Consider the following 24,293-nt stretch of genomic DNA (forward strand, 5'->3'; position numbering starts at 1 on the left):
GACTCAAGTTGACTGTAGATAATATTATCACAAATTTTTAGACAATAATATTAACTTTATTTTATATTATGAATAATACTTCTCCTACCGAGTCCCGGTCTATTTTGCAGAAATGGTGGTTCTGGATACTTGTATTAGTTTTGAGTGGAACTACAACTACTTCGTTTGGGGCAATAACTGCTCTATTTGCTCCGGTTGAACCACAGTTTTTTAGTCAACTACTCCAGAAATTTACCTCAGATGTCTTGTGGCGTAAGCGTCTGCCTTACCAACTATCAAAACCTATGAATATTCTAATTATGGGAATTGACCAAGTTTCAGGAGTGGCAGAAAATTCTCCAGATGTGTTTGAGGGTCGTAGCGATACTTTACTATTATTACAAGCTAATCCCACGACTCAGACTGTCAGTTTACTTTCAGTACCACGAGATACTCAAGTCCTAATTCCTGAAATTGGTATTGCTAAAATTAATGAAGCTAATGTTTATGGAGGGCCAAAACTGGTAGAAAGTGTTTTAGAGAGTACTTTAAGTGGTTTTGAGATTGACCGATATGTGCGAGTTAGTAAAGGAGCGTTTCGAGAATTAGTTGAACAACTTGGTGGGGTAGAAATTTTTGTTCCTCAACCTATGTCTTATACTGATAATACTCAGCAGTTAAAAATAGATTTAAAGTCTGGTTGGCAAACTCTCAATGGAGAACAAGCAGAACAATTTGCTCGTTTCCGAGAAGAAGTTTATGGAGATATTGGTCGTATTCAACGACAACAAGTTTTGCTTAAGGCGCTCCGAAACCGCGTTACTAATGTGGCAGTTTTACCTCGGTTGCCTCATATTATTCAGGTGATGCTGAAGTATGTTGATACTAATTTAAGTTTTCCTGAAATGTTGGCTTTGGTGAATTTTAGTCTTGATTTAGAACGAGATGATTTGAGAATGGTAATGTTGCCAGGAAGAGCTAGTTCTAGTAATGAGTATTTGACTAGCTATTGGATTATAGATCAACCTGGTCGAGACCGAATCCTTGAACAATATTTTAATTTCAAGTTAGAAGAGTTTAATTATAACGATCTATTTCATCCGCAAAAAGCTAATGAAACTTTGTTTTTTGAGGCTAAAATAGCTGTTCAAAATGCCTCTAGTAATTCTCAAGCAGCAACAAATTTTGCTCAGTATTTGCGCGAAAAAGGATTCTACAATGTTTATGTGCTTTCTGATTGGTCTGACAAAGAACCTTTGACTCAAATTATTGTTCAAGGGGGTTATTTGGAGTCTGCTGAAGTTGTGAAAAATGCTTTGGGTTTTGGTAAGATTGAGCCTGCTTCTATTGGTGAAATTGGTTCTGATTTTACTGTTCGATTAGGGGAAGATTCGGTTCAAAAATTAATAATTAATAATTAATAATTAATGTAAGCATTTCCTGCGAACTGCTGCGCAAAGAGCTATTAGCTGTCAGCTTTTCCTGCGGAATACTGCCCAAACAGCAACAAGACTTTCTCTTTAAGAACAGTGTTTAAATTAATATAGACTTTAAGGTCAAGAGAACCAACTTTTGTAGTAAGACAATTAATAAAGCTTTGATCGTAAACTAAAAGCAATAGCTGATAACGTAGTTCCGACCATAGGAGGCTAGCTGACGGCTGAATGCTTACTAATTAATAATTAATTATTAGGGCTTGCTGATTAAATCTAAAAGTCTTTACAGATCAAGATTTTAGCCTTTTTAAGTATCAAAAAGTGGGAGGTTTTAGGTAGTAATGGTTCAAAAATTCAGGATTTTGGCCAAGAGTTGGGCAGAGCAATCTTGGGACAATTCTTACTCCTACCTCCTCTAAATTCCTCGTTCCTCCTGTCTCCTGTCTCCTGTCTCCTGTTTCCTGTTTCCTACCCCCACTAAAAGACTTTTTCAGCAAACCCTAATTATACTTGCCAAAATAAGTTTGAAAAACCTGTTTGGCCACAGGAGCAGCAGCAACAGAACCATAACCTCCATTCTCCACAATGACAGCGATCGCAATTTTTGACTGATAAGCTGGCCCAAAACCAACATATAAGGAGTGGGATCTTTGTCCAATTACTTCTGAGGTTCCCGTTTTCCCTCCTGTAAGAGGAATAGTACCATCATTAAGAGATTGTGCTGTACCATAATAAACTGCATCAATCATGCCTTCCCTAATCATCTTTATCTGTTCGGGTTTCAACCCTGTGGGAGTAGGCTTAATTTTTGGACTATTAGTTTCATTTGCCAACAAGTGAGGCTTAATCTGTTTACCACCATTAGCGATCGCTGCTGCTGCTGCTGCCAACTCTAATGGTGTCAACAAAACCAGACCTTGGCCAATTGCCATAGTTACTGTATCACCCAAATACCAATCATCATTATAAATCCTGCGTTTATCTTCTTCAGTAGGGATTAAACCATTATATGTAGCTGGTATGCCCAAAAGGTTTAAATTTTCACCACCCAAACCAAGCTGATGTGCCCATTTAATTATTTCTTGAGGGCCAATAGCCATACCTATTCGATAAAAGAAAGTATTACTACTGTAGGCTAATGCACTTCTAAAACCAATTGAACCATATCCTCCACTATGTTCATTGAAACTAATACCTCCAACATAAATTGAGTCAGAAGTATAAACAAGGGAGTATGGTGAAAATTTTCCAGACCCCATAGCTGCTGAAGAAGTCACTATTTTAAAAGTACTACCTGGAGGATAACCCTGGAGAGACCGATTTAAAAAAGATTGCTCTTGACTATGAATATTCTGCCATTTGCTTTGAGGCATAGGTTTTGTAAACACATTGGGGTTAAATCTGGGATAACTTGCCATCGCTAAAATTTCCCCTGTATTGACATCTAGAGCAACTACTGCTCCCTTGCGAAAACCCAGAGCTTTTTCCGCTGTTTTCTGAAGGTCTATATCAAGAGTTAACTTTACTGTTTTTCCTTCTTGAGGCTTAATTTCTCCGAGACTACCTATTTCCTGATTTTGGGCGTTGACCTCTATCAAACGCTTACCCCATTTTCCGGCAAGTAAATCATTAGCACTAGCTTCAACCCCTAATCTACCAACCATCATTCTCATTTGATATTCTGGGTTAGCTTTTAGTTCTTCTGATGTAACTTCACCAAGATATCCAATTATATGAGATGCTAATTGTCCATGAGGATAATGACGAGTTGATTCCGACCTAACTTCTACACCGGAAAATTCCGCAGCTCTTTCCTGTAAGGTTACAAAAGTATCGCGATTCACTTCATAGCTAATATTTATATTCCTTTCTCCTAAATTTATAGCCTGCTCTACTTTTTTAATGATTTTTTCGGCGGGTATATTAATTATGGGGCTGAGTTTTGCTGCAGTAATTTTCCATTGCTCTTTGGGTTGTTCTTTTGGCCATAAATATATGGAACGGGTGAGATGGTTAGATGCAAAGGCTTTACCATTACGGTCTAGGATTAGTCCTCGATTAGAAGCTACTGGAATTGGCCTAATACGGTTGTTTTCTGCTCGGTCTCTATTCTGTTGACCTTGAATTAGTTGTAGTTGAACCAAACGACTAACTTGTAGACCGATTATAGTTGTGGTTAATAGCATTAACACAATTGCTCGGTAGATTGAGCGTGACTGATGTTTTTGAGATGAGAGGTTATTCTCTTCTATTTTTCGTAGTCCAAAAGCAAAAGAAAATTCGCGCACCATGATTTCTTGATTTATGAATTTTAAGATAGACTAAATAGACTAATTGTTTTTTAGTTGTTAATCAATAATGGGATAGACTTCACAGCAGTTTAAATAAAAATTCAAAGTGCTGCAATAATAATTGTATCTTTCGCTGTCTGAAAATCAATAAATTCATTGCCAAAATCTATAAAAAATGACCATTCCCGAAATAGTTAAATAATTAATTTTACTAGCTTTACAGAATTTACTGCTTGCTAGATTTAGATGATTTATTTTACATGATTTTTCAATTTTTACTCTTGATTTATATCAGTAACTAAACTATTGATTTTTTATTTTTTTCTATGGCTTCCCCGTTTTTTGATTATATGATTAATCCTTCCTGATTCAGTTTCACTAATTCACATATTTTTTTTCACTATTTGCTAAGATTTTTCCCTTTTAATCTGAATCTTTAACTTGAGCTACTCTGATTTTTTTACCGAATAATTAAGCTTTAAAGCCTCTCCTTTAAAGGATAAAAAAGCGGTTGTTAGCGCAGCTTCCCGTAGGGTGGGATGGGGAGGTCTCGGAGCCATATCCAATCGACCAAGAGAAGAAAAAATTTTCCTTTTAGTCAATCCTCTCCTTGAAAAGAAGAGGTAATTGTTAATTATTAATTATTAATTATTAATTATTAATTTTTGAAAGTCTTGTTAGATGTTCAACTACTATTATTTTTTGCATAAAATTTTATCTTCCTTTATTCGTAACTGTCTAATTAAAGAACAATTTTTTTAATTTTATTAAACATTATAGTGTCATTTATTTAATTTTTAGTTTGACAATTGCAATGGGTATAATAATAGGAAAAATATGAATATACCTCTTGCAAAAGTAAAAATTAAATATTTTTGGGTCGATTTTCCTCAAAATATATCCCTCTATTACCGAATAATTAATAATTAATAATTAAATAATTCTGCTTTAAAGCCTCCCCTTTTAAGGGAAAAAAAGCGGTCGATGCATAGCGAGGTCTCCTAGCCATATCCAATCGACCAAGAGAAGAAATAATATTTCCTTATATTCAATCAAGAATGGTTTTAACCAGAGATAATTATCAATTATCCATTAATAAACCATTCATCCTTACCTAGACCTACTTATGCAAGAAATCTAAGAAGTCTAATAATTGAGTCTAATTGTTATATTATATCTCTTGAAATATCCACAAATAAAAAAAAATGCGAGGGAGACCAGGACAAGGAGAAAAGAGTAATAAAAAGGAAGAGGAAGATTTTTTTTGTATTCTCAATAGAATCGATAAAAGTATTTTTATTACCTATAATTAATGAGACTTGATATTAGATATTCATCAAAAGCAAAATCTACTGAAAACTTGATATCTAGTATGCAATGCCACGATGAGAATAAAGTTATCAATAAATGACGATAATTAATCTCCTAAACACCAAGAAACAATTAGCAATATTATTGACAGACATAACCATCGAGGAATATGTAGCCATTGCATTAAGTCCATTGGTTCCAAGACAAAGATGGAAGTGAATAACCAGCTTAAGAGCAATACCACAGTTATTAAAAATAACGACATAGTATTTTCCGAAAAATAAATAAAAATTTGAACAACTTATTTGATTCACCCTTAAGTATAATGTTAAATGACCTGCTCAACCAAAGATGGTAAATTCTCGTGTTTAAGACCCTTCTAACTGACTTCCGAATTATCTTTGATAGAGACCCTGCAGCTCGCAACTGGTTGGAAGTTCTTACTTGCTACCCTGGTCTTCAGGCCTTAATATTTCATCGCCTAGCTCATGGTTTGTACAGTCTGAAAATTCCTTTCCTACCTCGTTTAATTTCCCACATAGGCCGTTTTTTGACTGGGATTGAAATTCATCCTGGGGCTGTGATTGGTCAAGGAGTTTTTATTGACCACGGTATGGGTGTGGTGATTGGAGAGACTGCTATTGTGGGAAACTATTGCCTAATTTATCAAGGAGTAACTCTGGGTGGCACTGGCAAAGAAACTGGCAAACGACATCCTACCTTGGGTGAGAATGTGGTGATTGGTGGGGGTGCCAAGGTTCTTGGTAATATTAATATTGGTAATAATGTCCGTATTGGTGCTGGATCGGTAGTACTTAGGGATGTTCCTTCTGACTGTACTGTTGTGGGAGTGCCTGGGAGAGTTGTATATCGTTCTGGAGTTAAGGTAAATCCTTTGGAGCATGGTAGTTTGCCTGACTCTGAGGCTGAGGTTATTCGTGCTTTGGTGGATCGAATTGATTCTCTTGAACAACAGGTGGAAAGTTTACAAGATAAATTATCGCAGTCTCTTGTGGTCAAGTCTGACACTGCATCTTCTGTTAATTACGCTAGTTGTAATCTCCAAGACTGAGCAATTCAAGATTGTATTGATGGCTCAGGAATTTAAGGATTTATATCTTGAGTAGACCAAGTTTTAGAGTTATCAATTTGATAAAGCCAGCGGTTTTGTGGCTCTCCTTTTAGTTCTAGATGCTCGACTTTTGTTGGCTCTAGTAATAATAGATAAAAGTTTGATAGGGGATAGGTAGGATTTGGTGGGGACAATTCAAAGGCACTAATATCTACTTTACTTTCTCCAGGCTTAGGCCAAGTAAATTGCTGTCTAGCGTTGTCCGAAATTTCTTGCCATGTTGTTTCTCTGGCTTTAGCAAGTTTGGGGTGAGGATTATTTGGTTTGATTAGGTAAAGTTTCCCAGTCAGACGAAATTGTTCTCTAGTTTTAGGAAAATACCAACAGACCTCGCCCCAAGGATTTTTTTCTATTTGTTCTACTTTGTTGCTACGACTGTCAGTGATGAATTTTAGCTGGTTGGTTTCTTCTAAAAAACCTCGGAATACGATGGTACGATTTTTTGGTTGGCCTTCAGCAGTAACTGTTGCTAATTGGAGATAACGGGCATAAGTTAGGCTTCGGTTTCGATGTAAAGCTCTGGCTAAGGGCGATCGCCAAGGTGCTAATTTTTCTGCCTCTACTAAGTTAAGAATTCCCATGATTATTGGCCATTTTTGCTTTTTGAGTAGAGGAGATATTTTAGATACTTAGATTTCGATGAAAGCTCCTCTTTTCTTCCTTTTTGTTCTTTACTTCCTCCCTCCTGACTCCTGACCCCTGACTACTCCGTCGTTTATTTATAAGTATTCAACCGGACATGATATAATTTGTTCTTTTGCTGTTAAGGGTGTCATCAATTAAATAAGAGAATAGTTCTTCCTCATCAGTATAATGATACTGTTTGACATCCTCCCGACGTTGCGCTTACAAGGGCAGCGCGGGATTCCTAAACCTTGCGGCTCAGGACTTTCTGCTTCCTCTTGACAGAGGAGCTGCGCTAACGTAGCACCTGCCTCCGAGGCCTTTCTCTCTTTCTGGTCTAAAGGCGCGCTCCACAGACAAGCCAGCGCGGTCTTGGGGGTTTCCCCCATGAGCGACTGGCGCTGAAACTGCTAGCCCAGCAGCCTAATTCTATTTAGGATAGCATACCCTTGTAAGAACCGCTCTTATTGATTGGTTTTCCCATCCCTCCGCTCCCCTAATAGCTGCCGCACTTGCTCCGCCTTTTCCTGACGGAATGCTCCGCTTTCCATGTCGGCGACAGCCGTTAACGCAGTTATGCGCCAGCAAAACGGGAGAGCGCGGGTCAAGGGCCAACCTTGAGATAAAAGTTGTGATTACAACTGTTTGGGGGAAATTCCCCTGGTGGCGCTCGCTCAGGGCAAACGCACACAAAATTGTCGCGATCGCAATACTTGCCAAGACCCCATGTACTCAATATTGGCACAGGAGTAACGACCGCCACCCTTCGTTCTGGACTGCTGGAACTGAAAGGCAGTTCGTACCCTTGGCAATACATAGGTCTAAGTCCGTCCTAGGTGTCGGAAACTGCCAACCCCTAGATCGTTAACGAAGTCAGAAGTCCCCAAGTCAGAAGTCAGAAGCGAGTGTGTAATTCTGAGGTCTCCTACGGGGCGCCTACTGTGCGGAAGTAATTCCGTACACAGCCCCTCCAGAATGTAAGACACACTTCATTACAGTCAGAAGTTAACCCACCCGCGGGCCCCTCCCAACCCACCCGCGGGCCACTCCCAGGAGGGGAGGGGAAGTAGGGGATTTGAGCAACTCTACAAAAATATTTCGCCACTTCCCGGCGGGGTGGCGCGACCCTGATGATTTTGATAACCAACTCTTCAGACAGCACCCTTTTAATGTTTTTGGCCACTGGAGAGGTGTCTCCATCACCAAATAAATCTAAAGTGCTGGAACTTTTTTCTAATATAGCGCTACGCATTCGGCAGTGAAGCGATCGCGCGCCAGAAAAAGGCTTTGAAACTGAACTGTTGTGCTTCGGTGATTTGGGAAAGATCGCCGAAATAATTAACCAAATACTGAGCTGTGATTCGAGTTAGGGGATTTTGACTGTTTTTTGCCTGGAGTCGTTGTGCTTTTTCATCTTTTTTTCCGGGTAAAAATGGCTGTTCAGATGTTGAACTTCCAATTAGATATCCTGAAGGTTCAATCAGAAAAACTTGACCTGAAGGACTAATCGTAAGTCCACGCAGAAAATCACTAATCAAGCTGAGAAGAAGGTCAATTGCTAAAACTCCCTGAAAGTTTCCGGCTTTATCCTGAATGGGTGCAGAGAAAGTAATTCCAAGTATGCCATCTGAGAAATTGTAAACTTTACCCCAGGTGGGATAACCCGCTTCTACTGCGGTCACGTACCAAGGTCTTTGGCGGGGATAAAAGGGTTGAGAGTAAAGCAACTGAGTTCGCTGACCTTGCTCATCTATAGCATAAGTATTGCGAATTGGAAAATCTACAAAGTCTCTAACAACAAATGTTCCATCAGGTTCACGTCGGGCGAAGGCATATTCTCCAATTTCAGGGTTACCTGCAAAATAAATACTACGAACAGATTTGAAAAGCTGAACTTGTTTCCATAAATGCTGTTCTAAAGCAGCCTGATTATCTACACTCAGTTGCTTCAATTGAAAAGCATTGATATTACTTTGAGTAATAATTTGAGGATATTCTAAGTAATCTTTAATGTGGTCTTCAACCCGGTCAGTGATTTCATTTTGTAACTCAAATGCCAATTTGTTAACGGCTTTCTCTGCATTTTTGAAAGAAAGATAACCTACCAATCCAACAGCTGTGATAATTTGCAAGATAAAGGGGATAATTAAAACGATTCTGAGAGATTTTTTGTGAGTTAATTTGTTGATTAGCTTATTCATACTTTGAATTAATCAATATATTTTTTTATAAATGTTTCCAGGTGTTTAAGCTGGAAACTATTCGCCAATTGTAAAATTTCTTGTGCAAAAGGAGTAAAAGTTACATCAGAAATCTGAAGATGTTCAGCAAGTTTGACAACACCTTGAATATTACCATCTTTTACTAAGGTGAGTAATTCCTGTAATACTTGACAATCAGGGGGAATGAGGGCATTTGCTTGCACAACTTCATTCACTTGAGCTGATACTGTAGTCTGTTGCCGAACGACCCACTCTAGATTCAGATACTGCTGTAAAATTTCTAATAGTCTGTCAGTCTGTATAGGTTTGGGCAAAAATACATCAGCTCCGGTATCAATGGCCTCTTGTTGATGACTTTCAAACACACTAGCAGAAGTAGCGATCGCCACCACATCCTTCAACTTTTCCGAACTGCGGATATATTTCAGTAATTCATAACCATTTATTACTGGCATCATTACATCAGTAATCACCACATCTGGCAACAATACCATCATTTTTTCTAAAGCTTCCTTTCCATTTTCCGCTTCACTCATTTCAAAGCCTAACATTTCTAACAAACTCACCACCACCGAGCGATTTTCCCAACGGTCATCAACAACTAAAACATGGTATTTTTTACCTTGATAACCCAATATAGTTCCCTGCTGATCAGTGCTAGAAGTCATTGCCCATTCTTGTGCTTCTGAAACTTCCACATCAAACCAGAAGGTACTACCTTTACCTACTTCACTCTTTACTTCCAGTTGACTATCCATGAGTTTGACAATCTTTTGACTAATGGCTAACCCCAAACCTGTGCCTTCTGTCTGTTTTTTGCGGTCGCCTACTTGTTCAAATGGCAGGAATATTTTCGCCTGTTGCTCTGGGGTCATGCCTACACCTGTATCTTTGACTTCAAAGTGCAGGCGATATCGACCTGACAATTTTTGTGATGTTACTGCAAAAGTGACGTTACCAACATCAGTAAATTTAATCCCATTGTTCAGGATATTGATCAATACCTGCTGTAGTCGTTTTTCGTCAGCAAGAATGCCTATGGGTAAATTTCCATCTGGTGTGTAGTAAAAATTTATGCCTTTTTGTTCAGCTCGAATGCGACATATTTCCGCCACTCCTTGGAGGAAAGAGGGAAAATGAAACTCGCTTACCAAAAGGTCGAGTTTGCGGGCTTCAATTTTGGAGAGGTCGAGAATATCATTGATTAACTTCAGCAGGTGAAGACCACATTGTTTGATAATATCAATACCTTTGTTTTCTTCCTCACTCATGGTTTCAGAATGCTCAAGGATTTGAGCATAGCCAAGGATACCGTTGAGGGGAGTGCGGAGTTCATGGCTCATATTGGCAAGAAATTCACTTTTAGCTTGGTTGGCTGCATTAGCAGTTTCTTTCGCTTGTTCCAATTGCACGATGTAAGCTTGCTCTTCAGTCATTAACTCTTTGACACGGCAGATCAGTTGATTTAGGGATGTTGCTAATACACCTACTTCATCATTGGTTTGGACTGGTACTTGCAGATTGAAGTTAGAATCACGAGTAACTAATTGAGCAACATCTGTAACTGTTTGCAGTGGCTTGGCGATCGCATGGCTGGTATATAAAGCCAGAATCAAAGCGACTCCTCCTGAAAGGCCAAAGCTAAAAACAATAATTTGATTTCGTAGAATTTGGGCATTATTTAAGGCTTGCTCGCCATCTATTTCTCTTTGAATTGCGAGCTGATAAAACTCTCCCATCAGATCGGGAGCTTCAATAAAAGCAACAAATTCTGGACTTTTAACCAAATTTATCAAGAGTTGTTGAGCAGTTTCTAAACCCTCCACTTTCTGGGTCAGGGGTTGTACTGTTTTTTTAAAGGTAATTGCACGCTCCCTAAACTCCTCAACAGTTACTTCATAGTCTTCTAAAAAAGCTTGCAAATCTTCCAGGGTTGCTGGTTTTCCTGAATTATTGTGTTTAGTGAGCAAATCCTGAATATTTTGCAGTCGTTTGAGCAAAGCACCACTCTCTCGACGAAAAGCTTCAGGGTCTTGAAGGTAAGGAGCAAGTTGTTTGGCTGGGCGGTTGTAGAGAACATCAAGTTGCAGGGCGCTCAGAAGTCGGTTTTCGTAGGAGGCTATCTGTTGTTCTTGTTGTGCCTTGTTTTGATAGTAGTTACCAATAGCAAAACCTAATGCAGTTCCTGCAAATGCTACACCTAAGGCGATTGCATAGCCATAAATAATTTTATTTTGGATGGACATAAAGTGAAATTTGAGATAACGGAATTCACTATAAATAGGAAGAGTGGCAACAGTTAGTTTTACATATCTTTTTGCCTGCATATCATCTTTTTCTGTTAGGTTTAATACCCCGCCGTCTACAGGGTGTTTACAATTGGTTGGGGTTTGAGTCCCCATCAACTTATTCCTTATTCCTTCTTTTTTCTTCCTCTCTTGGTCAGCATTCCCTCTCTTGGTCAGCATTCCCTCTCTTGGTGCGCTACCAGATGCGACTGTCGTCGTCGCGGGGTCTGACCGCTTGCGTCTGTTGCCGACGCGGGGTCTAACCGCTTGCGTCTGTTGCGGACGCGGGGTTGCACCACTTTTTCCTTCTTCCTTCTTCATGTGGTTTCAATCATCGGAATTTTAATTGTAAATGTTGTTCCTTGTCCAAATTGGGATTCGACTGTGAGTTTGCCATTGTGCTTTTCTACAACAATTTGCTCGGCGATCGCCAGTCCGAGACCTGTACCTTTACCAACAGGTTTAGTCGTAAACATAGGTTCAAACAAACGTTGTTGAATGGATTCGGAAATGCCAATCCCGTTATCTGCAATTTGGATAACGATTTGTTGATCGGAGTTTATTTGAGTTGTAATCTTAATTTTGGGAACTCGATCGCCCAATTTTCCCTGGTTCATTGCTTCATCAAAGGCATCAATTGCATTTGCTAGGATATTCATAAATACCTGATTCATTTGTCCTGGATAACACAGCACTGAAGGCAATGAGCCATAAGACTTAATTATTTTGATTTGGAGGTGATCGGCATTACCTTTGAGACGATGTTGCAGAATAGTTAGTGTACTATCCAAGCATTCATGTAAATCTGCCAAAACTTTAGTTTCACTATCGGAACGAGAAAAGGTGCGCAGTGAGTTTGAGATGTTTTTTATCCTTTCGGCACCTAATGTAAAAGAGTCTAAAATTTTGGCCATATCTTCTAAGACAAATTCTAGATCCAAATCCTCAATAGCTTCCTTTAACTGTGGTGAGGGTATAGGATACTCCTGCTGATATAGATTGATAATTTCAGCCACTTCAGCTATATGTTCTCGTAGTGGCTGAAGATTGTTGGCAATAAAGTTAATCGGATTATTAAGTTCATGGCCAATTCCAGACACCATTTCACCAAGGCCAGAAAGTTTTTCTTGCTGCACCAGTTGCACTTGAGCTTTTTGTAAGGCAGCTGTGCGATCGCTTACCTGTTTTTCCAAAGATTCTGTCAAGCGTTTTAGTTGAAGGTGTACCCGCAGTCGGGCTAAAACCTCAGCCTGGTCAAACGGCTTGGGAATATAATCAACAGCACCAAGAGAAAATCCTTTTGTTTTGCTTTCTATATCAGCAAGGGCAGTGGTAAAAATAATAGGAATGGATTTGGTTACAGGATTTGCTTTGAGCCGACGACAGGTTTCAAACCCATCTATTCCAGGCATCTCCACATCCAGTAAAATCAGTTCAGGGCTATTGCGTTCAACTAAGGCCAAAGCACTTTCTCCATCCATTGCCACTCGAAAACGAAATCCAGCAGCACCCAGCGTTTCTGAGAGTACGGATAGGTTGGTAGGGTTGTCATCCACAATTAATATAAATGGAGAGTCTTTATTGATTAACATAACACTCTTCTTCCTATTTTCAACAATTATTACACTCCTTACAAAACAATATTAGAATTAAGTTAAGCTTTATTGAGTTTAATCATTATTACTTATAATATCTTAAAGGAGAGGAAATGATTAATTAAGAATAGTTTCTATTTGCTCGTGTAGATTTAAGGATATCGAACGCCGATTTCAATCAAAAAAACAATAAAAAAACATAGTATTTTGCAGGATGAAACATTTATTTCATCGTCATGGAAAATCGAATATTTTTGGTAGATAAAATATTTTTTTTAGGTGATTAAATTACTCCTAAATTAGAGTGAAGTTGTGAATATTATCATTATCATAAAAACAGAGCATATTCTAATTAATATTATGTTTATTCTACAGTTTAAATAATTTTTAGAGATAGAATGATGGGATAAAGATCAGAATATATAAGATATATGAGCGTATTTTTGTCCGACTATAGATTGCTATAATTTTATTTATAAGCAATTATCTGAACATGATATAGCGGTCTTAGATAGAATAGAAAAATTAGCTACATATCAAGAGCAGTCACCCTCATATAATGTTCGCTTGAATACTTATAAATAACTTAGCGAAAATTCATAACTCAGGAGGGAAGAAAGAAAGAAGTAACAAAAATAAAGATAATTTCAGTATTTTTTCGGTACTGTCAGTTCTTAAATTTTATGGCGTTGGTGAAGCGCGTATATGATATTAATTGAAATTACTTAGGAGTGAGGTAGAGGAGCCGCCGGTAGGGCAACGTACAGGAGAAGAGAGAATCACAAAGATTTAGTAGTTATAAGGATTGGAGGGATTGGAGAATTTTTTTATGTCTAACCATACAGATTTGATGTGACCCGCCCGAATATGATATCAGTAGACCTCTCCGGAAAAGAGGGAGTAGGGACGTTGCATACAACGTCCGTACAGAGTAGGAATTAGAGGGAAAGAATTGATGATTTATCTACGATAATTGATTTTATTTTTGATTATTGGAGAAGTCTAGTATTTAGATAACTAACAAAAGAAGCTTGGCTCCAAAAACAGAGCCAAAGCGGTAGGCTCATAAAAAAGTAGCTGATATCAGAGCGGACGCACTGCATAAACTGACAAAGGGGTGAACGGCCGTTCACCCCTACTACCTGTGGTTATTATTCGTAATATCATGTCCGGATAATTAGTTATAAAAAAACTTTCTTCTTCTTGTCCTATTCTTCCTCTTCCTTCTTCATTTCTTCCCTCCTGACTCGGTCCTTCCCCTCCCCTCCTGGGAGGGGTTAGGGGTGGGTTGGGAGGGGGAGGGGCGAGGGGTGGGTTGACTCCTGAGGACTCCGTAGTTATTTATTTATCACTGTTCAACCGGACATGATATAAGTCCTGTGCAAGTTATTTTTCAAACAATCTCTATGAAATCATCAATACCGATCGCACTTCTTTCTACACCCTGTAAAATAATTGAAAGTTGGTCGCCACTAATGCGAGTATCATTACCTATCTCAGAAATAGTTAACTGCTCAAAAGTCAGACCTCCCTTTAAACCAATAATATCTATTCCATCTTCAAAATCAGTGATAATATTGTCGCCATTACCAAACCTGAACTCAAACATATCCCCACCTGCTCCACCAGTGAGAATATCATTACCTATTTGACCACCAATAATATCATCTCCGATACCACCATCAACTGTATCATTACCTTTGCCTCCGTATAGCAAGTCATTACCATCCGAACCTTGGATAATATCATTACCTCGATTTCCGTACATGAGATTATTTTCAGAAGTTCTGATTAAATCATCATCATCATTTGTACCGATAACAACATTAGGAGCAATAACCGACTGAGTTCTCTGCCAAACACTTTCCCCTACTTCTCGCCCTAACTCCCGACCATTTAGATCGCCATCATCAAAATGAATACCACCATAAAGCCGAGAAATACCAGCTTCATCAGCAGCTTCACTAAAAGTATCCCACTCCAAAATAACAGTTTCTTGAGGTGTCACACCAGGTTCAAAACGAGACTCTCCTACAGCAAAACTGACTGAAGCACCAAAATCATCACTACCAGTAAACCGTTCCAAAATTTCAGCACCCGCAGCACTAAAAGTACTATGACCAGATACATATTCAGCAAAAGGAGGTGAAGGGTCACTACCAGGTGTTTGAAAGGTGAGAAAATCAGTTGCCAAAATAGTTTGCGTTCCTTGTGCAGGACCTGCCCAAGCATCAATAGCAAAACCACCAAGCTCTGGATTAAATTCTCCAATTAAACCCAGTTCTCCTAATTCCCGGACAGTGCGTACAGGTCGAGCATAATCATAAAAAGTTTTAGCATCCCAAGCAGCAATACCAGCATCGAATACTGCATTACCCAAATTAAAGAACAGTTTCACATCCTGGTCTAAAGTATGATTATCCCTGGCGGAAACAAATTCTCCGAAAGTCAGCCAAGTTCCGGGAGGAAATGATGTACCGCCTCCATCTTCCCAAAATTCGGCAATTAATTTTTGCTCGTCTGTCAGGTTAGCACTGAGGTCAACAACTCTTTGTGTCTGTTCAATAAATCCTGGATTAATAATTGTACCAACAATATCAGGAGTAATTTCAACCACAGACTGGTCTGCTAGAGTAATTGTGCGTGCTTCTAAGTCTACCTCACCATCAACAAGTAAAAATGGTTCTGGTGCTTCTGGTCGTATTTCTTCAACAGATGTGAGACTAAAGGGTGTAACACTGCCCCACTGAGGTGTTAAGAATGTTTGTATTCTTTGTTCCTCACCGGGTAAAGCATCAATAGGAACTCTTTCGGGAGTCCAAGACTCTATGTCGATAGTTTCTCCAGGAAAATTAAGGGGTTGATAGTTAGTAATATCGGAGTAAGGAGTACCGTTACCGTTAGGGTCATTTCCTAGTTGATTTGAGCCATCATTACGACGGAATGCTAATAGTGCTTCAGCGGAGACGTTACCAATGCCAGCAGCAGTGGTGGTATCGGTGGTTGTGTTGTTGGGGTCAAAGCCTAATTCAGCCATGACATCGTTGAAAATTTCTACTTCGCTAGGGAATAGTTCCGATAATACCCGATAAGCAGCAAAACTTATAGCTTCAGTTTTGTTGGCATCAGTGTTTTCTGACTGGGGACGTTGGAGGTTATCCTCTAATTGAGTTCCCACAGCTAATGGATCGTAGGCGCTCCAAGCGTCATAGGCGGCTGTGTGTAGGATGCCATAAGCACGAGAGGCAACAGTCGGACCGGGGGAGGTGTTGATGACTGCTTGTTGTACTGCTCGATCCCAGAGTACGGATATGCTTGGTGTTGGATTTTCTACTGTAACGAGTTGAGTTTCTGGGTTGAGGGTGAGATTGATATTGTTGTTAGGATTTGGAAATGTAGAATTCATAATATTATTGAATTAATAGAAATAGCTAATAATTTTAAGCTACTATTATGTTGATTTTGTTCGGTAAGAATTTGCAGTCATTTTCTGATGACTTGCCTTTTACTATGATGCACAACTTCTGATGACTTGCCTTTTACTATAATGCACAACTTTTCTATCAACGACAACAGTATAATTACGGATTTATCACAATTTATTTTTCTATAAATTATCTCAAATTAATAGTAATAATACGTAAGTATTTCCTGCGGACTGCTGCACAAATAGCTATTAGCTATCAGCTCTCAGCTCTCATTAGGGGGTATAATATCATGTCCGGTAGCATCGGAGCGTGTATAAAATTAAGGTGATAAAAGGAGAAAGCCTTCTGCCTCCTGCCTCCTGCCTTCTGCCTTCCTTCCACCAAAGTCTAATTATTCAACCGGACATGATATAAATAGACTGTTTCAGCCAGCTTTTATAGCAATCATAAATTCTGACTCAATTAGTAATATCATGTCCGGATAATCAGCGATAGAACCCCGTTCCGCTGACGCGACCAAAAAACCTTCTCCCTTTGAACCTTTCTTTCCCTTCTACCCTCAGCATAGCTGCCTTCTGTCTTCCTTCCACCAAAGTCTAATTATTCAACCGGACATGATATAAAGCTTTTATCTAAAACTAAAAGCAATAGCTGATGGCTGATAGCTGACGGCTGAATGCTTACGATAATACTGAAGAATAGAGAACAAGGGAAAACTTGTTTGTGCAGCATTCCGCACGGAAAAAATATTCTGGCTTCGACAGCTATATAATATTATGGCTAATTAATGAGACTTCATTTTACAGCGAATATTATGTTAGGTTGAATGCTTATAATAACTTAGCGAGGAGTCAGGAGTCAGAAGTCAGGAGGGAAGAAAGATCGCTTTTCTTGATCTCATTTACGGTAGCATCGGAGCGTGTATAGAATTAAGTTTCAATTGAGAGAAAACCTTCTGCACTCTGCCTTCTTTCCACCAAAGTATCAGTATTCAAGCAGAGATGATATGATCTCATGTCCGGTAGTATCGTTTGTGTATAAAATTACAGCGCTTTTCATTTGAGTAGACCACAAAATTATTTTTGGCTAGGGAGTAGGGAGTAGGGAGTAGGGAGTAGGGGGTAGAAAAATGCTTTTGGGTTGCCCATACTAACTGTAGTCTATCCATGTGAAAAGCGCTATAAGGTGACAATAGGAGAAAACCTTCTGCCTCCTGCCTCCTGCCTCCTGCCTTCCTTCCACCAAAGTCTAATTATTCAACTGGACATGATATGATTTGTATCAGCAAACATCACAGAAAAGTAGGAAGTTGCATATTTGTTGGAGGAATTCTAGTTTTAGAGAAAGAAAAAGTAAAATATGAGATTTAACTTTCTGCAAAGATTCATCTCTGGATTCAGTAACGCCAAATTTTTTGTACAGTATATAATATCATGTCCGGATAATTAGTAGACATAGGCGTGGTCATAAAAAATAAAATCAATTATCACACAGAAATTATCAAAATCATAAGGGTCGCGCAACCCCGTTTTAAGGCGATCGGGTTTTTGGAGCGAAGCTCAAATCCCCTACTTCCCCTCCTGGGAGGGGCAGGGGTGGGTTGGGGAGGGGCGGGGGTGGGTTAACTTCTGACTTCTGACTTCGTTAACAATTCTTTCCCCCTACTGCCTACTCCCTCTTTTCTGGAGATGTCTAGTGATAGAAAAAACTTTCTCTTTCTTCTTCTTTCTTCCCCTCCTGGGAGGGGCTAGGGGTGGGTTGACTCCTGACTCGGTCCTCCTGACTCCTCCAATGATAAGTATTGAACTTTCGCCAATCAAAAATATATTTTGTTAACTCACAAGACTAGAAGTGACAGCCATTTTATGAGTATGTTCGTGGAGATATTCCAAAAATGCTTGAGCTACTACCGATAATTGTTTGCCAGCTAGATAGGATACATACCACTGCCGCTTAATTGGAAAATTTTGAACATCTAGGGTTGTGAGTTCCCACTCAGAACTTTCGCAGTAGAGAGTATGTTTTGACAAAACGGAAATTCCTAACCCTCCAGCGATCGCTTGTTTAATAGCCTCATTACTACCAAGTTCTAGGCGCACTTTCACAGCAATTTTATGCTTGGCAAATAGTTTTTGCACCGCCTGGCGAGTACCAGAACCAGATTCTCTCATAATAAAAGCTTCATTATTGAGACGTTTAATAGGAATATTTCTCTGGCCTGCCAAAGGATGATTTTTGTTTGCTACTAAAACTAGAGGATTATCCATCAAAGCTTCACTACATAGAGGTATATCTTCAGGAGGTTGACTGGATATATATAGATCGTCTTGGTTTTCCAACATTCGTCTAGTGATGTTTTGGTGGTTTGTCACTTCCAGAGAAATATCTACACCTGGATACTCTTGGCAGAAATAACCTAAGATTCTGGGTACAAAATATTTAGCAGTGGTAACTACTGCCAAACGTAATTGCCCTTGTTTAGTCCCCTTAATATCAGCCACCGTCATCTCAAAGCGATTGAGCTGTTCAAATACTTCCTGACAAGTGGCAAATAATTCTCTACCAACATCTGTTAAGTAAAGCTGCTTGCCAATTTGCTCAAACAAAGGCATACCTACTGCCTGGCCCAGTTGTTTGACTTGAGCAGAGACAGTGGGTTGAGTAATGAATAACTCTTCAGCAGCCTTAGTAAAACTACCGTGAAGGGCCACTGTCTGAAAGACTCTCAACTGATGTAAGGTTGCCTGAATCAAGAACTTTTCCTCCTAAATATAAGAAAAATAAAGAAAATCTTAAGACTGGTATAAGCAATTACAAACTATCAAGTATTGCATTCCCAATTGATTTCTATAATAATCATCACATAGACTATAGTCAATGGTTAATATGTCTATCATTGACTTAATTAAATAAAAAAGAAAAACTTATCAATCTTTATGGCTTTTGCTACACAAGTTTTCAACAAAATAAATTTTAGGAATATCAAGGGCGATATGTTCGGCGGTTTGACTGCTGCTGTCATTGCCCTCCCTATGGCACTCGCCTTCGGTGTCGCTTCGGGTGCTGCCGAGGCTGGCGCACCTGCTGCGGGTTTGTATGGTGCTGTATTAGTTGGTTTGTTTGCAGCACTGTTTGGTGGTACTCCCACCCTGATTTCTGAGCCTACTGGACCGATGACCGTGGTAACCACTGCTGTGATTGCTCACTTAACTACCAGCAACCCAGAAAATGGTCTGGCAATGGCTTTTACCGTAGTCATGATGGCAGGAGTACTCCAAATTATTTTTGGTTTATTGCGGTTTGGTAAATACATTACCATGATGCCTTACAACGTGATTTCTGGTTTCATGTCAGGCATCGGTATAATCCTGATTATCCTGCAAATTGGTCCGTTTCTCGGACAAGCTAGCCCCAAAGGTGGTGTAGTTGGGACTATTCAGAATATACCTAACCTTTTAACAAATATTAATCCTATAGAGACAGGTTTAGCAGCTCTGACAGTAGCTATACTCTTTTTGGTACCAGCTAAGGTCAAGAAATTTGTGCCACCACCATTATTAGCATTAGTAGTAGGAACAGTAATTTCTGTTTTATTTTTCTCAGATGCTGGTATTCGTCGCATCGGTGAAATTCCTACTGGTCTACCTAGCTTACAGTTACCTTACTTTACTCCAGATCAATTGCAGTTAATGGTAGCTGATGCGGCAGTCTTAGCAATGCTTGGCTGTATTGATGCTTTGTTAACTTCCGTGGTTGCTGACAGTTTGACTCGGACTCAACATAACTCCGACAAAGAATTGATAGGTCAAGGTTTAGGTAACTTAGCTTCAGGATTGTTTGGTGGTCTTCCTGGTGCTGGTGCAACAATGGGTACTGTAGTTAATATCAATACAGGTGCTCGCTCTGCTTTATCTGGTATTACCCGTGCTTTCATTTTAATGATTGTGGTTTTGGGAGCTGGTAGTTTAACAGCAAAAATTCCCATGGCAGTTTTGGCAGGTATCGCTCTCCAGGTTGGTATTAAGATTATTGACTGGGGTTTCCTCAAGCGTGCCCATAATATTTCTTGGAAATCTGCCATGATTATGTACGGTGTGATCGGTCTGACTGTGTTCGTTGACCTGATCGCTGCTGTAGGTATTGGGGTGTTTGTTGCTAATGTTCTAACTATCGATCGCTTGACTCAACTTAAATCTGAGGATGTGAAAGCTATCACTGATGCTGATGATGCAATCATCTTAGACAATGATGAGAAAGAATTACTAGACCGTGCTGAGGGTCGGATTTTATTATTCCACCTCAGTGGTCCGATGATTTTCGGTGTTTCTAAAGCTATCTCTCGCCAGCATACACTTCTGAACAACTATGAAGTGTTGATTGTAGATTTGAGCGAAGTACCTCACATGGGTGTGACTTCTGCTCTAGCAATAGAAAATGCAATTCAGGAAACTGTTGATACCGGTCGTCATGTATTCCTAGTTGGTGCTACAGGCAGCGTCAAACGACGTTTAGAAAAACTGGGAGTTTTAGAGATTGTACCTCCACAAAATATGTTGGTGGATCGCAGGCAAGCATTGGTCAATGCTGTTGCTTTAGTTACTTCTGATGCTAATATCAATTCTAAAAATTCTAAGGTAACTAACGAAACTCCACCCAGTTTTGATAATCTGCAAATTGGTCAAAAACCTTAATGAACAAATTAATTCAAAAACTTCGTTCAATGATTTGATTTGTAGAGCAAGGAGAATCAGTTAATATTAACTCTCTGAGGTTGTTTGTAAAGTATTAAGTGTTTTACCCCTCGTAAATTGGGTATTTTAGCCTATAAATCTGGGATAAATAACCAAGTTGTTACAATTTAAAGGTCAATCATTGTATATTAAAAAACTTTACAAACAGTCTCTAATATCATGTCTCTTTGAATACCAACAATACAAAATTTAGGTAATAGGGAACAGGGAACAGGGAACAGGGAGAAATTGATCGGGGAAGACATTTTTATTATGGCTAATTAATAAGACTTGATATAAGCCAAAACTAGGGAGGCTGTCACGAACGGCAATCTACCTCAAAGTCCTTACAGGACAAAGATTTCATAACTCCGATTTTGAGAATATGGCGTTTGCTATATTAAGAGCAATTTTTGCAGCCTTTGACTAATCTCTGCAAAATCAATAATTTTAGGATTATAACTAAAGGAGCTTCCGCAGAAGGCTCTATGATTCTAACAAGCCATTGCTAATGAATCACCACTGATGAAAACGTATATATGACAATAATCATAGTGATTACTTATTAAAAATTATTTTGCTAGTCTCAAGTATTGAAAGCAGCAAAAATGTTTTAAAATATTAAATATTGCCCTTGATCACACTTTAGTCGGAACTTTCTGTACACCGCAGGAGTTTCCGCAGCAGGCTTTATGATTCTAACAAGCCATTGTTAATGAATCACCACTGATGAAAACGTATATATGACAATAATCATAGTGATTACTTATTAAAAATTATTTTGCGAGTCTCAAGTATTGAAAGCAGTAAAAATGTTTTAAAATGTTAAATATTGCCCTTGATGACACTTTGGTCGGAACTTTCTGTATACCGCAGGGGCTTCCGCAGCAGGCTCTATGAACCTAACAAGCCATTGCCAATGAATCTACCACTGATTAGCGATCATTTGCGCTCGCTGGAGCTAAACCTTATCTTCCAGCATACGAGACACCAGGATGCAGATGCATTCTTAGTGGCGGGTTGACTTGCTGCTCACCCGGATGCGTGGAGCCAGCCACCCAGGATTCGAGGCCACCCTTGCCTGCCGTCCTAACCCATAATATCTAAAAATTAAAGAGGAATTACAACATGGATTTTTTTTCCGATTTCTTGGCTCTCTTCCTAGCGAAGTTGCAGTCCCCGACACTTGGCTTTCTGATTGGTGGCATGGTCGTTGCCGCCGTCAATAGCCGACTAGCAATTCCAGATGCGATCTATAAGTTCATCGTCTTCATGCTGCTCATCAGGGTCGGCCTGAGTGGCGGCATGGCGATCCGCGAGGCCAATCTGCTGCAGATGCTGTTGCCTGCGGTGTTCGCCATGGTAACGGGGATCGCGATCGTGTTCATCGGGCGCTACACCTTGGGCTTGCTGCCGAACGTCAAAACCGTGGATGCCATTGCGACCGCCGGCTTGTTTGGTGCCGTGAGTGGCTCTACCCTCGCCGCCGCCCTGAGCCTAATGGAAGAGGAAAATATCCTATACGAAGACTGGGCCGGCGCACTCTATCCCTTCATGGACATCCCAGCCCTCGTGACTGCGATCGTCTTGGCTAGTGTTTATCTCAGCAAGCAGCGCGATACCGCACACCAGGATCTCAGCAAGCAGGACTATATCAGCAAGAAGGGCATTACCGCACGTGGGTATCCCAAGCGCGATACCGCAGGCCAGGGGGTTAAGATATGGCCGATCATAAAGGAAAGCCTCCAGGGTTCTGCCCTATCGGCACTGCTGCTCGGCCTCGCTCTAGGCATACTAACCCAGCCGGGAACTGTCTATACTGACTTCTTCGATAAGCTCTTCCGCGGCCTGCTTTCGATACTGATGCTGGTAATGGGTATGGAAGCCACGGCAAGGCTCGGCGAGCTGCGTAAGGTAGGGCTATGGTACGCCCTATATGCCTTTGTGGCACCGCTGCTGCATGGGTTCATAGCCTTCGGTTTCGGTATGATTGCCCACTTCACCACAGGATTCAGCTATGGCGGCGTCGTAATCCTGGCTGTCATCGCTGCATCCAGTTCAGACATCTCAGGGCCGCCCACTTTACGAGCTGGTATCCCGTCAGCCAATCCCTCTGCCTACATCGGCTCGTCCACAGCCGTCGGTACGCCGGTTGCGCTTGCCTTGGGAATACCGCTCTTCATCGGGCTCGCCCAGGCGCTGATGGGCAACTGATTCCAGACTGGTCGCGGTCTGTCAGCGAACCGCTGGTCTGGCGACCAACGCGAGGGCTATCAAAAATCTTAAAAGAGGACTCCCGTTATAATCGCGCTGATTTAACGGTGAGACGGGGCGTATAAACTGCGCGGGAAACCCACGCAGACAGCCCCAATGAGAATTTCAAAGTGGTAAGTTAATTGAGGGGTTGCAAATTAATCCAACATCAGTTACCTTGATTAATAGCCGTGCGGCACACGGTCAAAGAAAAGTGCACCGCCTGCACTGAGGTTTCCTCAGCGTAAAGACAGAGCAAGAAAGCTTGTGGAGATGGTAGTAGCGGGGGTACAACTCAACTTGTTTGATTTGTTACCTAGTTAAGAATCTGGGTTAGCGCAGCTTTGCGTCAGCAAAACAAGAATCTCCCGTTATAATCTTTGATTTAATGGTGAGAGTGCCAAAGGTCTGGGCTAATGACTTCTTCGCCGATATCAACATCCTACAGGTACGAAACACGGTCACTAAAAAGCCGGGGTCATGGCCTCGGCTTTTTTGGTTTGATCGACTGGATTTTGAATCAGAATTTGTGCGCGTGCAGTACCTCCATCACGCTACAGATATAAGCGATGCCTGAATAATCGTCGAAAAACTGCGCTGCGACTTCATCCGAAATCTTCACCGCCATATCCCGATTGGGGGTAAGCACCTCGATCTTTATATTCGAGTAGGTTTCGGAAACGGTGGGTCCTCCGGACGAGCGCACGTTGCGACTGCCTTTACCGCCAGCGTCCACCACCGTATAACCGGTAGCCCCGGCTTCGTCGATGATCTTGGCGATCTTTTTCAGCAGCAACTTTTCCGTGACGATGACGAGCTTGCTGGCTTGCTGGGTCATGTGGGTTACCTCTTGATGCGTGTAGTCATTAAACTATAAAGAAACTCAGGAAAACGTTAGCACCACGCGCTATCGTGCCAATCCGATTCGGCGAAGGGAATACAATCGCGTTCGTATACAGGTTGTGTAATAGCGCGCTTGCCATACTGAATATGCTAACACCATA

Annotated in this window: 13 protein-coding genes; 4 read left to right on the forward strand and 9 right to left on the reverse strand. The window is 40.4% G+C overall.

Going from position 1 to position 24,293, the window contains the following annotated elements:
• Positions 1-68: 68 nt before the first annotated feature.
• Positions 69-1,400 carry an LCP family protein gene (locus F6K15_RS05305; RefSeq protein ID WP_293057961.1) on the forward strand — a complete coding sequence of 444 codons (1,332 nt, stop codon included), beginning with the start codon at positions 69-71 and terminating at the stop codon, positions 1,398-1,400.
• A 515-nt stretch (positions 1,401-1,915) separates the two neighbouring features.
• Here the strand turns inward: F6K15_RS05305 and mrdA are convergent.
• Complete coding sequence (gene mrdA / locus F6K15_RS05310) at positions 1,916-3,706, reverse strand: penicillin-binding protein 2 (protein ID WP_293057964.1); 1,791 nt, start codon at positions 3,704-3,706, stop codon at positions 1,916-1,918.
• 1,417 nt (positions 3,707-5,123) lie between these two features.
• Positions 5,124-5,282, reverse strand: coding sequence for a hypothetical protein (locus F6K15_RS05315; protein ID WP_293057967.1), 159 nt, complete (start codon positions 5,280-5,282; stop codon positions 5,124-5,126).
• A 99-nt stretch (positions 5,283-5,381) separates the two neighbouring features.
• Here F6K15_RS05315 and cysE point away from each other — a divergent pair, with 99 nt between their 5' ends.
• Positions 5,382-6,089: a serine O-acetyltransferase gene (cysE, locus tag F6K15_RS05320; protein WP_293057970.1), complete on the forward strand. Its 708-nt coding sequence runs from the start codon at positions 5,382-5,384 to the stop codon at positions 6,087-6,089.
• 32 nt (positions 6,090-6,121) lie between these two features.
• Here the strand turns inward: cysE and F6K15_RS05325 are convergent, their stop codons facing one another.
• From F6K15_RS05325 to F6K15_RS05350, 6 genes are all read right to left on the reverse strand, one after another.
• Complete coding sequence (locus F6K15_RS05325; RefSeq protein ID WP_293057973.1) at positions 6,122-6,730, reverse strand: Npun_F5749 family FMN-dependent PPOX-type flavoprotein; 609 nt, start codon at positions 6,728-6,730, stop codon at positions 6,122-6,124.
• Between the two features lie 1,287 nt (positions 6,731-8,017).
• Positions 8,018-8,974: a cache domain-containing protein gene (locus F6K15_RS05330; RefSeq protein WP_293057976.1), complete on the reverse strand. Its 957-nt coding sequence runs from the start codon at positions 8,972-8,974 to the stop codon at positions 8,018-8,020.
• Between the two features lie 8 nt (positions 8,975-8,982).
• Entirely contained in the window at positions 8,983-11,604 is a 2,622-nt protein-coding gene (locus F6K15_RS05335; protein ID WP_293057978.1) for an ATP-binding protein, read from the reverse strand.
• Entirely contained in the window at positions 11,601-12,875 is a 1,275-nt protein-coding gene (locus F6K15_RS05340) for a sensor histidine kinase (protein ID WP_293057980.1), read from the reverse strand. Before F6K15_RS05340 ends, F6K15_RS05335 begins: the two co-directional genes overlap by 4 nt.
• 1,396 nt (positions 12,876-14,271) lie before the next feature.
• A complete protein-coding gene (locus F6K15_RS05345; protein WP_293057982.1) occupies positions 14,272-16,284 on the reverse strand; it encodes a DUF6851 domain-containing protein in 2,013 nt (670 codons plus the stop codon).
• A gap of 1,854 nt (positions 16,285-18,138) precedes the next feature.
• On the reverse strand, positions 18,139-19,059 hold the full coding sequence (locus F6K15_RS05350) for a LysR family transcriptional regulator (protein WP_293057984.1): 921 nt from the start codon (positions 19,057-19,059) through the stop codon (positions 18,139-18,141).
• Between the two features lie 183 nt (positions 19,060-19,242).
• On the opposite strand from F6K15_RS05350, the gene F6K15_RS05355 reads away from it, so the two are divergent.
• Together F6K15_RS05355 and F6K15_RS05360 are read left to right on the forward strand one after the other, a co-directional pair.
• Positions 19,243-20,997 carry a SulP family inorganic anion transporter gene (locus F6K15_RS05355; protein WP_293057986.1) on the forward strand — a complete coding sequence of 585 codons (1,755 nt, stop codon included), beginning with the start codon at positions 19,243-19,245 and terminating at the stop codon, positions 20,995-20,997.
• A gap of 1,167 nt (positions 20,998-22,164) precedes the next feature.
• Positions 22,165-23,250, forward strand: a complete 1,086-nt coding sequence (locus F6K15_RS05360; protein WP_293057988.1) for a sodium-dependent bicarbonate transport family permease — start codon at positions 22,165-22,167, stop codon at positions 23,248-23,250.
• A gap of 559 nt (positions 23,251-23,809) precedes the next feature.
• Here F6K15_RS05360 and F6K15_RS05365 read toward each other — a convergent pair.
• Positions 23,810-24,127, reverse strand: coding sequence for a P-II family nitrogen regulator (locus tag F6K15_RS05365; RefSeq protein ID WP_124142929.1), 318 nt, complete (start codon positions 24,125-24,127; stop codon positions 23,810-23,812).
• Positions 24,128-24,293: the final 166 nt, after the last annotated feature.

Origin of the sequence: Okeania sp. SIO2B3, from assembly GCF_010672525.1 — a bacterium.
Taxonomy (GTDB): Bacteria; Cyanobacteriota; Cyanobacteriia; order Cyanobacteriales; family Microcoleaceae; genus Okeania.

Bases quoted from the DNA above. Each gene is read 5' to 3' on its own strand.
- mrdA (WP_293057964.1), bottom strand. From the start codon at position 3,706: ATGGTGCGCGAATTTTCTTTTGCTTTTGGACTACGAAAAATAGAAGAG.
- F6K15_RS05335 (WP_293057978.1), bottom strand. From the start codon at position 11,604: ATGAAGAAGGAAGAAGGAAAAAGTGGTGCAACCCCGCGTCCGCAACAG.
- F6K15_RS05325 (WP_293057973.1), bottom strand. From the start codon at position 6,730: ATGGGAATTCTTAACTTAGTAGAGGCAGAAAAATTAGCACCTTGGCGA.
- F6K15_RS05315 (WP_293057967.1), bottom strand. From the start codon at position 5,282: ATGTCGTTATTTTTAATAACTGTGGTATTGCTCTTAAGCTGGTTATTC.
- F6K15_RS05355 (WP_293057986.1), top strand. From the start codon at position 19,243: ATGGCTTTTGCTACACAAGTTTTCAACAAAATAAATTTTAGGAATATC.
- F6K15_RS05305 (WP_293057961.1), top strand. From the start codon at position 69: ATGAATAATACTTCTCCTACCGAGTCCCGGTCTATTTTGCAGAAATGG.
- F6K15_RS05360 (WP_293057988.1), top strand. From the start codon at position 22,165: ATGGATTTTTTTTCCGATTTCTTGGCTCTCTTCCTAGCGAAGTTGCAG.
- F6K15_RS05365 (WP_124142929.1), bottom strand. From the start codon at position 24,127: ATGACCCAGCAAGCCAGCAAGCTCGTCATCGTCACGGAAAAGTTGCTG.
- F6K15_RS05340 (WP_293057980.1), bottom strand. From the start codon at position 12,875: ATGTTAATCAATAAAGACTCTCCATTTATATTAATTGTGGATGACAAC.
- F6K15_RS05330 (WP_293057976.1), bottom strand. From the start codon at position 8,974: ATGAATAAGCTAATCAACAAATTAACTCACAAAAAATCTCTCAGAATC.
- F6K15_RS05345 (WP_293057982.1), bottom strand. From the start codon at position 16,284: ATGAATTCTACATTTCCAAATCCTAACAACAATATCAATCTCACCCTC.